Source organism: Mumia sp. zg.B21 (genome assembly GCF_019550855.1).
In the GTDB taxonomy this organism is placed as follows: domain Bacteria; phylum Actinomycetota; class Actinomycetes; order Propionibacteriales; family Nocardioidaceae; genus Mumia.
This window is the reverse complement of sequence record NZ_JAHWCJ010000004.1, coordinates 522,181-534,243: the sequence shown is the minus strand read 5'-3', so window position 1 is coordinate 534,243 and position 12,063 is coordinate 522,181. Positions and strand designations below refer to the sequence as shown.

The 12,063-nt window shown below is 70.6% G+C and carries 9 protein-coding genes; 1 reads left to right on the top strand and 8 read right to left on the bottom strand.

The genetic code is table 11. The features are described 5' to 3' along the window. Positions 1-90: 90 nt before the first annotated feature. From KV100_RS17810 to trpC, 7 genes are all read right to left on the bottom strand, one after another. Complete coding sequence (locus KV100_RS17810) at positions 91-1,557, bottom strand: glutamate synthase subunit beta (protein WP_220344424.1); 1,467 nt, start codon at positions 1,555-1,557, stop codon at positions 91-93. Beyond that, complete coding sequence (gltB, locus tag KV100_RS17805) at positions 1,550-6,073, bottom strand: glutamate synthase large subunit (RefSeq protein ID WP_220344423.1); 4,524 nt, start codon at positions 6,071-6,073, stop codon at positions 1,550-1,552. The genes KV100_RS17810 and gltB overlap by 8 nt, the downstream gene beginning before the upstream one ends. 174 nt (positions 6,074-6,247) lie before the next feature. Continuing rightward, positions 6,248-7,003, bottom strand: coding sequence for a VIT1/CCC1 transporter family protein (locus KV100_RS17800; protein WP_220344422.1), 756 nt, complete (start codon positions 7,001-7,003; stop codon positions 6,248-6,250). Positions 7,004-7,012: 9 nt separating this feature from the next. Further along, complete coding sequence (lgt, locus tag KV100_RS17795; RefSeq protein WP_220344421.1) at positions 7,013-7,972, bottom strand: prolipoprotein diacylglyceryl transferase; 960 nt, start codon at positions 7,970-7,972, stop codon at positions 7,013-7,015. Beyond that, complete coding sequence (gene trpA / locus KV100_RS17790; RefSeq protein WP_220344420.1) at positions 7,969-8,808, bottom strand: tryptophan synthase subunit alpha; 840 nt, start codon at positions 8,806-8,808, stop codon at positions 7,969-7,971. Before trpA ends, lgt begins: the two co-directional genes overlap by 4 nt. Next, on the bottom strand, positions 8,805-10,052 hold the full coding sequence (trpB, locus tag KV100_RS17785) for a tryptophan synthase subunit beta (protein WP_220344419.1): 1,248 nt from the start codon (positions 10,050-10,052) through the stop codon (positions 8,805-8,807). Before trpB ends, trpA begins: the two co-directional genes overlap by 4 nt. 66 nt (positions 10,053-10,118) lie before the next feature. Then, positions 10,119-10,925, bottom strand: a complete 807-nt coding sequence (gene trpC / locus KV100_RS17780; protein WP_220344418.1) for an indole-3-glycerol phosphate synthase TrpC — start codon at positions 10,923-10,925, stop codon at positions 10,119-10,121. A 220-nt stretch (positions 10,926-11,145) separates the two neighbouring features. Between trpC and KV100_RS17775 the strand changes: the two genes are divergently transcribed. Beyond that, the gene (locus KV100_RS17775) at positions 11,146-11,574 is read left to right on the top strand and encodes a DUF4190 domain-containing protein (protein ID WP_220344417.1); all 429 of its coding nucleotides are present in this window, start codon (positions 11,146-11,148) and stop codon (positions 11,572-11,574) included. A gap of 62 nt (positions 11,575-11,636) precedes the next feature. Here KV100_RS17775 and KV100_RS17770 read toward each other — a convergent pair whose 3' ends face one another. Further along, complete coding sequence (locus KV100_RS17770) at positions 11,637-12,062, bottom strand: DUF2752 domain-containing protein (RefSeq protein ID WP_220344416.1); 426 nt, start codon at positions 12,060-12,062, stop codon at positions 11,637-11,639. Position 12,063 lies beyond the last annotated feature (1 nt).

Genomic DNA, 12,063 nt, shown 5'->3' with positions numbered 1-12,063 from the left:
CAGGGCCGCGTCCCCGATGTGGGCAGTTGGACACGAAACCGGGTACGGGATTCCGTGATGAACTGCCCACATCGGGGACGAGAGGTCCGCTCAGACGACGAGGGGCCGCTCGGTCGGCCGGATCGGCGACGGCAGCGTGGTGGCGCCGTTCAGATAGGCATCCACGCCCGCGGCGCAGGACCGGCCTTCGGCCAGGGCCCAGACGATCAGCGACTGCCCGCGGCCGGCGTCGCCGGCGACGAAGACCCCGTCGACCGACGTCATGTAGGACGCGTCCCGCGACACGTTGCCACGCTCGTCGAGCCCGACACCGAGCTGCGAGACGACTCCGTCGGTCTCCGGGCCGGTGAAGCCCATCGCCAGCAGCACCAGCTGCGCGGGGATCTCACGGACGCTCCCCTCGACCTCCTGGAACCGGCCGTCGACCAGCTCGACCTCGACCATCCTCAGCGCGCGGACGTTGCCCTCGTCGTCGCCGAGGAACTCCTGCGTGGAGACGGCGTAGACACGCTCGCCACCCTCCTCGTGGGCCGAGGCCACCCGGTAGGTCATCGGGTACGTCGGCCACGGCTGGTGGCCGGGTCGCTCCTCGGCCGGACGGGGCATGATCTCGAGCTGGGTGATCGAGCGAGCCTGCTGCCGGATCGCGGTCCCGAGGCAGTCCGCGCCGGTGTCGCCGCCACCGATGATGACGACGTCCTTGCCCTCGGCCGTCACCTGTCCCTCGACCGACTCGCCGAGCGCCACCCGGTTGGCCTGCGGGAGATAGTCCATCGCCTGGTGGATCCCTCCGAGCTCACGGCCCACCGTGGGAAGGTCCCGGCGCACCGTCGCACCGGTGGCGAGCACCACGGCGTCGTAGCGGTCGCGAAGCTCGTCGCCGGTGATGTCGGCACCGACCGCCACCCCGTTGCGGAAGATGGTGCCCTCAGCCGTCATCTGCTCGATGCGGCGGTCGAGGACAGCCTTCTCCATCTTGAACTCGGGGATCCCGTAGCGGAGCAGACCACCAGGGCGGTCGTCACGCTCGTACACGGCGACCGTGTGGCCGGCCCGCGTCAGCTGCTGGGCGACGGCCAGGCCGGCCGGTCCGGAGCCGACCACCGCGACCGTCCGACCCGTCAGCCACTCCGGCGGCTCGGGCACGACACGACCGTCGTCCCAGGCGCGGTCGATGATCGAGACCTCGACGTTCTTGATCGTCACGGCGTCGCGGTTGATCCCGACGACGCAGGCGGTCTCGCACGGTGCCGGGCACAGGCGTCCGGTGAACTCCGGGAAGTTGTTCGTCGCGTGCAGCCGCGAGAGCGCCTCGTTCCAGTCGTCGCGCCAGACGAGGTCGTTCCACTCCGGGATCAGGTTGCCCAGCGGACAGCCGGAGTGGCAGAACGGGATGCCGCAGTCCATGCAGCGTCCCGCCTGCTGCGTGATGATCGGCAGGAGGGCACGCCCCGGGCTGCCCGGATAGACCTCTTTCCAGTCGTGGATCCGGTCTCCGACCGGACGGCGCGGCGCGACCTCGCGCGGCGTCTTCATGAAACCCTTCGGATCAGCCACGGATCGCTGCCTCCATCATCGCTGCGGTGGTCTCGTCCTCGCCGAGACCGGCCTCCTCGGCTGCGGCTCGCGCCTGCAGCACCCTGCGGTAGTCCATCGGCATCACCTCGGAGAATCGTGCCAGCGCGGTCTCCCAGTCGGCCAGCAGCGCCGCTGCCACCTCCGAGCCGGTCTCCTCGGCATGGCGCGTCACGAGTGCCTTGAGCTCGTCGGGCGCACCGACCTCGTGGACCTCGACCAGCTCACGGTTGACGAGGTCGGGGTCGAGGTCGAGGACGTACGCGACTCCCCCGCTCATGCCCGCCGCGACGTTGCGGCCGGTGCTGCCGAGGATCACCACGCGGCCACCGGTCATGTACTCGCAGGCGTGGTCGCCGACGCCCTCGACGACCGCGGTCGCTCCCGAGTTGCGGACGCAGAACCGCTCGCCGGCGCGTCCGCGGACGAAGATCTCGCCGCTGGTGGCGCCGTACCCGATGACGTTGCCGGCGATGATCTGCTCCTCGGCGGCGAACCGCGCCTCACGGGGAGGACGGATCACGAGGCGCCCGCCGGACAGGCCCTTGCCCACGTAGTCGTTGCCGTCACCCTCGAGCCGCAGCGTGATGCCGCGAGGGACGAAGGCGCCGAACGACTGACCGGCGGAGCCGGTGAACGTGATGTCGATCGTGTCGTCAGGCAGGCCCGCCCCGCGGTAGCGCTTGGTCACCTCGTGGCCGAGCATCGTGCCGACGGTGCGGTTGACGTTGCGGATCTCCAGCTGGGCCCGCACCGGCTCGCCCCGCTCCAGGGCGTCGGCCGAGAGGGCGATCAGCTCGTTGTCGAGCGCTCGCTCCAGGCCGTGGTCCTGACCGACGGTGTGGTGCCGAGGCGTGCCCTCGGGCAGCTCGGGCACGTGCAGGATCGGCGCCAGGTCGAGCCCGCTGGCCTTCCAGTGAGCGATCGCCTCGCGGGTGTCGAGCATCTCGGCGTGTCCCACGGCCTCCTCGATGGAGCGGAAGCCGAGCGCCGCGAGGTACTCCCGCACCTCCTGCGCGATGTACTCGAAGAAGTTCACGACGAACTCCGGCTTGCCCGAGTACATCTTCCGGAGCTCGCGGTTCTGGGTGGCCACGCCCACGGGGCAGGTGTCGAGGTGGCAGACCCGCATCATGATGCACCCGGACACCACCAGCGGCGCGGTGGCGAAGCCGAACTCCTCCGCACCGAGCAGCGCGGCGACGACGACGTCGCGTCCGGTCTTGAGCTGGCCGTCGGCCTGCACGACGATGCGGTCGCGCAGACCGTTGAGCAGCAGCGTCTGCTGGGTCTCCGCGAGGCCCAGCTCCCACGGACCACCGGCGTGCTTCAACGACGTCAGCGGGGAAGCACCGGTGCCGCCGTCGTTGCCCGAGATGAGGACGACGTCGGCGTGGGCCTTGGACACACCGGCGGCGACGGTGCCGACGCCGACCTCCGCGACCAACTTGACGTGGACCCGCGCCGACGGGTTCGCGTTCTTGAGGTCGTGGATGAGCTGCTTGAGGTCCTCGATCGAGTAGATGTCGTGGTGCGGGGGCGGCGAGATGAGGCCGACACCGGGCGTGGAGTGGCGCGTCCTCGCGACCCAGGGATAGACCTTGGGCCCCGGCAGCTGACCGCCCTCGCCCGGCTTGGCGCCCTGGGCCATCTTGATCTGGATGTCGTCGGCGTTGGTGAGGTACTCGGCGGTGACGCCGAACCGGCCCGAGGCGACCTGCTTGATGGCGCTGCGCCGCTCCGGGTCGTACAGGCGGTCGGGATCCTCGCCGCCCTCACCGGTGTTGGACTTGCCGCCCAGACGGTTCATCGCGATCGCGAGGGTCTCGTGCGCCTCCTGGCTGATGGAGCCGTACGACATCGCGCCGGTGGAGAACCGCGTGACGATCGCTGAGACCGGCTCGACCTCGTCGACCGGCACCGGCGGGCGGGCGCCCTCCCTGAGCTTGAGCAGACCGCGCAAGGTCATCAGACGCTCCGACTGGTCGTCGACGCGCTCGGTGTACTGCTTGAAGACGTCGTAGCGACCTGCCCGCGTGGAGTGCTGGAGCCGGAAGACGGTCTCGGGGTCGAAGAGATGCTCCGCACCTCCACGACGCCACTGGTACTCGCCGCCGACGTCGAGCTGGCGACGCGAGGCCGAGATGCCCGCCGTCGGGTACGCCTTCGCGTGCCGGGTGCGCACCTCCTCGGCGACGACGTCGAGGTCGATGCCGCCGAGTCGCGACGTCGTCCCGCTGAAGTAGCGGTCGACGAGCGCGGCGGACAGTCCGACCGCCTCGAAGATCTGCGCGCCCGTGTACGAGGCGACGGTCGAGACGCCCATCTTGGACATCACCTTGAGCACCCCCTTGCCGAGGGCATAGCGCAGGTTGGCGACCGCCTTCTCGGGCGTGACACCGTCGATGTAGACGGCGTTGCGGGCGAGATCCTCCGCAGTCTCGAGCGCGAGGTAGGGATTGACCGCCGAGGCGCCGTAGCCGAGCAGCAGGGCGACGTGGTGGACCTCGCGCACGTCGCCGGCCTCGACGAGGAGCCCGACCCGGGTGCGAGTCTTCTCGCGCACCAGGTGGTGGTGCACGGCGCCGGTCATCAGCAGCGACGGGATCGGCGCGAGCTCGTGGTTGGCGTGCCGGTCCGACAGCACGATGATGCGCGCACCGTCGGCGATGGCCGCCGAGACCTCGGTGCACAGCTCGTCGAGCCGTGCGCGCATCGCGTCGGCACCACCGGCGACGTCGTACAGGCCACGGACCACGTACGTCGAGAGCCCGGGCATGTTGCCGTGCCGGTTGACGTGGCGGATCTTGGCCAGCTCGTCGTTGGTGATCACCGGGAACGACATCTGGAGCTGCCGGCACGACGCCGGCGTCGCCTCGAGCAGGTTGCCCTCGGCACCGACCGTGCTCAGCAGCGACGTGACGAGCTCCTCACGGATGGCGTCGAGCGGCGGGTTGGTGACCTGGGCGAACAGCTGGTTGAAGTAGTCGAAGAGCAGCCGCGACCGGTCCGACAGCACCGCGATCGGCGTGTCGGTGCCCATCGACCCGATCGGCTCGGCACCCGTGCGTGCCATCGGCGCGAGGAGGATGCGCAGCTCCTCCTCGGTGTATCCGAAGACCTGCTGGCGTCGCGTCACCGAGGCATGGGTGTGGACGACGTGCTCGATGTCGGGGAGGTCCGAGAAGCGGACGAGGCCGGAGTAGAGCCACTCGTCGTACGGGTGGGCACCGGCGAGCTCGTGCTTGATCTCGTCGTTGGTCACCACACGCTTCTCCTCGAGATCGAGGAGGAACATCTGACCCGGCTCCAACCGGCCCTTGCTGACGATCGTCGCCGGGTCGAGGTCGAGGACGCCGGCCTCGGATGCGAGGACCACGAGTCCGTCCTCGGTCTGCCAGTAGCGTCCCGGTCGCAGCCCGTTGCGGTCGAGGACCGCGCCGATCTGCGTGCCGTCGGTGAAGACGACACAGGCCGGCCCGTCCCACGGCTCCATCATCGTCGAGTGGAACTCGTAGAACGCCCGCAGCCGCGGGTCCATCACCGGATTGTTCTCCCAGGCCTCCGGGATCATCATCATCATCGCGTGAGGGAGGCTGCGACCGCCGAGGTGCAGCAGCTCGAGCGCCTCGTCGAACGACGCCGAGTCGGAGTCCTCCGGGTCGACGATCGGGAAGAGTCGGCTCAGGTCGCCCGGGATCAAGGACGACTCGAGCAGAGCCTCGCGGGCCCGCATCCAGTTGCGGTTGCCGCGGGCGGTGTTGATCTCGCCGTTGTGCGCGATGAAGCGGAACGGGTGGGCCAGCGGCCAGCTCGGGAACGTGTTGGTCGAGAAGCGGCTGTGGACCACGGCGAGCGCCGAGGCCATCCGAGCGTCAGTGAGGTCGGGGAAGAAGTGGTCGAGCTGGTCGGTGGTCAGCATGCCCTTGTAGGTCAGGGTGCGGGCCGACAGCGACGCGAAGTAGACGTCGAGCTCGTGCTCGGCGCGCTTGCGCAGTGCGAAGGCGCGGCGGTCGAGATCGATCCCCGTACGCTCCCCGTCGGCGTCGGCGACGAACAGCTGGGCGAACGAGGGCATCGCGCCTCGCGCGGTCGCCCCCAGGATGCCGGGATTCACCGGGACCTCACGCCATCCGAGCACCGTGAGGCTCTCCTCCGCGGCGAGCCGCTCGACACCCTCGCGTGCCGCCTCCGAGAGCGCCGCGTCGACGGGCAGGAACGCCGTGCCGACGGCGTACGCCCCCGGGTCGGGGAGCGCGAAGTCGACCGCGTCACGCAGGAACGCGTGCGGAACCTGGATGAGGATGCCGGCGCCGTCGCCGGAGTCGACCTCGGCGCCCACGGCGCCGCGGTGGTCGAGGTTGCGCAGGGCCGTGAGGCCCTGTGCCACGATCTCGTGGCTGGCCTGGCCGGTCAGTGTCGCGACGAAGGCGACGCCACAGGCGTCGTGCTCGTCCTCGCCGGAGTACAGGCCTTGAGCTGGGGGAATCCCGCGCATGCCGCTCTTCTCCCGTCGTCTTCGCGATGGTGCTGCGGACGGGGGACTCACGTCGAACGCGAGGGCCAGTCCGTCAGCGGGGAACAACCACACCGAAGGGACGACAGTGGCCCTCTATGGCCTGCTCAGGTTACACGATTGTTGCCGCTGGCGACCCGCTGGTACGAATCGGACTCAGACGGCCACTCCCCCGACGAGACTGCCGACGAGGAACGTGAGGCCGGCGGCAGCTCCACCGAGGATCAGCTGGCGCAGCCCGCCGAACCACCAGGGCCGGTCGGTGATCGCGGTGACGACGGCGCCGACGCCGAACAGCGCGAGCAGGGACACCGTGACCGTCGGAACGACCGAGACGATCCCGAAGAGCAGGGGTACGAGCGGGATGATGGCCCCGACGGCGAAGGACAGGAACGAGGAACCCGCGGCAAGCATCGGCGACGGGAGGTCGGTGAGGTCGACCCCGAACTCCTCTCGCGCATGCACCCGCACGGCGTTCTCGGGATCGGAGTGGATCTGCTGCGCCACCTCGCGCGCCACGTCCTCGTCGACGCCCTTGGCGACGAACATGGACGCGAGCTCCGCCTGCTCGGCACGGTCATGGCGGGCGATCTCTCGGCTCTCCCGCTCGACCTCCGCGCGTGCGAACTCTGCCTGGCTGGCGACGGAGGTGTACTCCCCCACCGCCATGGAGAAGGCGCCCGCGGCCAGTCCGGCGAAGCCCGCGAGGATCACGGGCTTCGGGTCGGTGGTCCCGCCTGCCATGCCCATGATCAGCGCGAAGTTGGAGACCAGTCCGTCCGAGGCGCCGAAGACCGCTGGTCGGAGCCAGCCGCCTGTGACGTCGGGGTGCTCGCTCCCGATGGTCGCCGGATCGGGCAGCGGGTACGACGGCTGGTCCGGCGCGTCGTCGGGCGTGCGGCGGTCGCTCATGCCCTGAACCTACGACCGCGGCTCGTCGCCGTCATCCCGGGCACGGCTCGTCTCATGGTCGCCGGACGACGTCGTCCGGTCCTCCGCGGGGTCCTCGGCAGCACCGCTGTCGTCACCGTCGGACGCGCCGTCGTGGTCGCGCCCGTCGATCTGGACGGTCGTCTCGCGGTCGCCACGACCGGTCCGGGTCAACCAGACGAACAACGCGACCGCGGCCACGAACAGCACGATCGACGTCCACTGGTTGAGCCGGAGCCCGAGGAACTCGTGGGCGGTGTCGATCCGAAGACCTTCGATCCAGAACCGGCCCGCGGTGTAGATCGCGACGTACAGCGCGACGACGCGGCCGCCGCCGAGCCGGAACCGTCGGTCGGCCCAGATGAGCACGAAGAAGCCGAGGAGGTTCCACAGGGACTCGTAGAGGAAGGTGGGGTGGAACGTCTCGTACTGCGCCACGTCCGCGGGACGGTGGGCAGCATCGATCTCCAGGCCCCACGGGAGGTCGGTCGGGCTGCCGAACAGCTCCTGGTTGAACCAGTTGCCGAGGCGACCGATGGCCTGGGCGAGCAGGACCGCAGGAGCGAGCGCGTCGGCGAAGGGAGCGAAGCGGATGCCTTGGCGACGGCAACCGATGTAGGCGCCGAGCGCGCCGAGCGCGATCGCACCCCAGACCCCGAGGCCACCCTCCCAGACGTAGAGCGCCCGGATCGGCTCTCGACCCTCGCCGAAGTAGAGCTCAGGGTTGGTCGCCACGTGGTAGAGCCGAGCGCCGACGAGGCCGAAGGGGATCGCCCAGACCGCGACGTCGGCGACGGCTCCGGGCTTGCCGCCGCGAGCCTGGAATCGGCGGTCTCCGACCACGATCGCAGCGACGACGCCGGCGATGATGCACAGCGCGTACGCCCGCAACGGGAACGGCCCGATGTGCCAGACCGACTCGGCCGGGCTCGGGATGGACGCGAGGATCACGCGGGAGCTCCCTCTTCTGGGCTGTGAACGTCGGCACGAGCCCGCTCGACGCCGGCGCGGAGGTCCTGGGCGAGGCTGCGGACGGCGGCCACACCCGCGGGGCGGTCGGAACCAGCCTGGAGCAGGCACGCCACCAGGGCGGAGCCGACGATCACCGCGTCGGCGAAGCGACCCACGTCCGCGGCCTGGTCACCGTTGCTGACCCCCAGACCGACGCCGATCGGGATGTCAGTGAGGCGTCGGACGCGTTCGACCAGCGCCGGCGCCGCCGTGCTCGTCGCGGTGCGCGCGCCCGTCACTCCCATGACCGAGGTCGCATAGAGGAACCCGCTCGACGCGGCACCGGTCATCGCGATGCGCTCGTCGGTCGAGGAGGGCGCGACGAGGAACACCCGGTCGAGGCCGTGCGCAGAGGCTGCGGCGACCCACTCACCGGCCTCGTCGGGGATGAGGTCCGGCGTGATCAGGCCCGCACCTCCCGCAGCCGCGAGCCGGGAGGCGAACGTGTCGACGCCGATGCGCTCGACCGGGTTCCAGTAGGTCATGACCAGGGTGGGCGCCCCCGTGGCGGCGACAGCCTCCACGGTGTCGAACACGTCGGCGATCCGGGTGCCGGCGCGCAACGCCGCGTCGGCCGCCTTCTGGATGGTCGGCCCGTCCATCACCGGGTCGGAGTAGGGCAGCCCGATCTCGACGATGTCGACACCGGCGTCGACCATCGCGACCATCGCCTCGATGGCCGTCTGCTTGTCCGGGAAGCCCGCCGGCAGGTAGCCGACGAGTGCGGGGCGACCCTCCGCGCGGGTCTTCGCGAGGACCTCGTCCAACCGGCTCATGCGTCATCCTCGGCGAGCAGGCCGAAGTGCTCACCGGCGGTGTGGACGTCCTTGTCACCGCGACCGGACAGGTTCACCAGAATCGTCGGCGTGCGCCCGAGCGTCTCGGCGAGCTGCGGTGCGATCCGCAGCGCGCCCGCGATCGCGTGCGCGGACTCGATCGCGGGGATGATCCCCTCGGTCTTGCAGAGCAGGTCGAAGGCGGCCATCGCCTCGTCGTCGGTCACCGGCTCGTACGTCGCCCGGCCCGTCTCGGCGAGGTAGGCGTGCTCGGGACCAACCCCCGGGTAGTCCAGGCCTGCCGAGATCGAGTGCGACTCCATCGTCTGCCCGTCCTCGTCCTGCAACAGGTAGGAACGTGTGCCGTGCAGGACGCCGACGTCACCGGCCGTGATCGTCGCGGCGTGGCGCCCGGTCTCGAACCCGTCGCCACCAGCCTCGAACCCGTACAGCCGGACGTCGGCGTCGCCGACGAAGGCGGCGAAGAGCCCGATCGCGTTGGACCCGCCGCCGACGCACGCGGCGGCGGCGTCGGGGAGCGAGCCGGTCAGCTCGAACATCTGAGCGCGGGCCTCGTCGCCGATCCCCCGCACGAGGTCGCGGACGATCTCCGGGAACGGGTGGGCGCCGGCAGCGGTGCCCAGGAGGTAGTGCGTGTCGTCGACGGTGCCGACCCAGTCGCGCAGCGCCTCGTTGATGGCGTCCTTCAGCGTGCGGCTGCCGGTGGTCACCGGCACGACGGTGGCACCGAGCATCTGCATGCGGGCGACGTTGAGCGCCTGGCGCTCGGTGTCGACCTCGCCCATGTAGACGACGCACTCGAGATCGAGATACGCGCAGGCGGTGGCCGTCGCGACGCCGTGCTGGCCCGCACCGGTCTCGGCGATCACGCGACGCTTTCCCATCCGGCGGGTGAGCAGGGCCTGGCCGAGGACGTTGCGGATCTTGTGGGCCCCGGTGTGGTTGAGGTCCTCACGCTTGAGCAGGATGCGCGCACCGGCCCGCTCCGACAGCCGGGTCGCCTCGTAGAGCGGGCTCGGCACGTTGGCGTACTCGCGGAGCATCCGGTCGAGCTCGCCGGTGAAGGTCGGGTCGGCCTTGGCCTCACGCCATGCTCGCTCGAGCTCGTCGAGGGGCGCGATGAGCGCCTCGGGCATGAACCGTCCCCCGAACTGGCCGAAGTGGCCGTGCGCGTCGGGGAGCGTCGAAGGGCTGGTGCCGGCCGAGGCCGCGGAACTACTCATAGATCGATCCTTGCAGGTGGCGTCAACACGAGGTGCGACGGGAGACGGAGGCCGGAGCGAGTCCGGTCACCATCGGTGCTGCAGCGCCGGGTGGGATCCGGCCGCCACCAGGTCGGCCACCGTCGAGCGCGGGTTGCCGCCGGTGACCAGGGTCTCGCCGACCAGGACGACCTGGGCCCCCGCGCGGGCGTACTCGATGACGTCCTTGGTGTCACGGACACCGGACTCGGCGATCTTGACGACGGAGTCGGGGATCCGTGGCGCGAGGCGTGAGAACGTCGTGCGGTCGACCTCGAGCGTCTTGAGGTTGCGGGCGTTGACACCCACGAGGGTCGCTCCCGCGTCGATCGCCCGCTCGACCTCGTCCTCGTCGTGGACCTCCACCAGCGGGGTGAGGCCGATGGACCTGGCCCGCTCGATCAGCGACTCGAGCGCCGACTGGTCGAGGGCGGCGACGATCAGGAGCGCCATGTCGGCCCCGGCTGCCCGCGCCTCCCACAGCTGGTAGGAGGTGGTGATGAAGTCCTTGCGGAGCACCGGGCAGTCGACCTGGGCCCGCACCGCGCGGAGATCGTCGAGGCTCCCCGAGAAGCGACGCTGCTCGGTCAGGACCGAGATCGCTGCGGCACCTCCCGCGGCGTAGTCCACCGCGAGCGCCGCCGGGTCCTTGATGTCGGCCAACGATCCCTTGGACGGGCTGGCACGCTTGACCTCGGCGATCACGGAGACACCGTCGGCGCGGAAGGCCGGCATCGGATCGAGGGCCGGGTCCTGGCGTCCGGCGCGCTCCTTCAGGTCGGCGAGGGGGATGGTAGCCATCCGCTCCTCGAGGTCCTCGAGAACTCCCGCAAGGATGTCGTCAAGAACAGACATCGCGGCCCTGCCTTCCCACCCGTGGACGCCGGCGCACGCTCCCCGACGTGACCGACCTGCCTCACAGCGTATCCAGCCCGGCTTCCACCAGGACACCGCCCCCTCGCCGCGACGCGCGACGGCTCGCCCTCCGGACACCAGGCGCACCGGGAGCCACGGTGCGCACCCGCCGAGGCGTACGGCAGAATGCGGGACTCCCAGCGCCTGATGAAGGAGCACCATGAGCTATCCCCCGCCCGGTGGGCCGACACCACCCGACAACGACCCGCCCCGATACGACCCGTCTCAGGGCGGCTACGGCGATCAGCCCCCCGGCGGGTATGGCAACCAGCCCCCCGGCGGCTACGGCGACCAGCCCCCCGGCGGCTACGGCTACACGCCTCAGGGCGATGGGCCGTACGGCGAGCCGCCCAAGAACTCGCCCAAGGCGATCTGGGCGCTGGTCACGGGCATCCTGGGCCTCTGCTGCGGCCCGCTCGGCATCGTCGGCATCATCCTCGGCCGTAGCGCCAAGGCGGAGATCGACGCCTCGAACGGCCGTCTCACCGGAGGCGGCCTTGCCCAGGCAGGCCTCATCATCGGCATCATCGCCGTCGTCCTCTGGGTCCTCACCGTGCTCGTGCGATTCGTCTTCTCGGCCGGCAACTAGCCGGTCGACGCGAAGCGCCCCTCACCGCACCTGCGGTGAGGGGCGCTTCGTCGCTCCGGGCACTAGGGAGCCAGCGACGAGCCCCACGGGGTGTTGCGGACCACGGTGAAGACGAAGCCGACCACGATCAGCACCACGCCGACACGCGACGTGATCGCGATCATCGGCGCTCGGGCGTCGCGGAGCCGACGAGGGATCCACAGGGCGAACGCGACGGCGAGGGTCGCGACGAGCAGGACCGCCAGGACGTTGCTCGAGAGAGCGGCACCCACATCCAGGTCGGTGAGGGCGTGGACGGCACGCAGCCCACCGCAACCGGGGCAGGCCCAGCCCGTCACGGCCTGGAACGGGCAGAAGCCGTAGCTCCCGGACGTGTTCGGGTCACGGAAGTGCAGCAGTGCCGCGGCGGCGATCCCGCCCGCCCCGACCAGGGCCGGCGTGCGCAGGGCACGCCACCTGGAGACGCGGGGCGGGACCTCCACCGGCATG

Coding starts and splice junctions, on each gene's coding strand:
- KV100_RS17775 (WP_220344417.1), top strand. CDS start 11,146: ATGAGCTATCCCCCGCCCGGTGGGCCGACACCACCCGACAACGACCCG.
- trpC (WP_220344418.1), bottom strand. CDS start 10,925: ATGTCTGTTCTTGACGACATCCTTGCGGGAGTTCTCGAGGACCTCGAG.
- trpA (WP_220344420.1), bottom strand. CDS start 8,808: ATGAGCCGGTTGGACGAGGTCCTCGCGAAGACCCGCGCGGAGGGTCGC.
- KV100_RS17770 (WP_220344416.1), bottom strand. CDS start 12,062: ATGCCGGTGGAGGTCCCGCCCCGCGTCTCCAGGTGGCGTGCCCTGCGC.
- gltB (WP_220344423.1), bottom strand. CDS start 6,073: ATGCGCGGGATTCCCCCAGCTCAAGGCCTGTACTCCGGCGAGGACGAG.
- trpB (WP_220344419.1), bottom strand. CDS start 10,052: ATGAGTAGTTCCGCGGCCTCGGCCGGCACCAGCCCTTCGACGCTCCCC.
- KV100_RS17800 (WP_220344422.1), bottom strand. CDS start 7,003: ATGAGCGACCGCCGCACGCCCGACGACGCGCCGGACCAGCCGTCGTAC.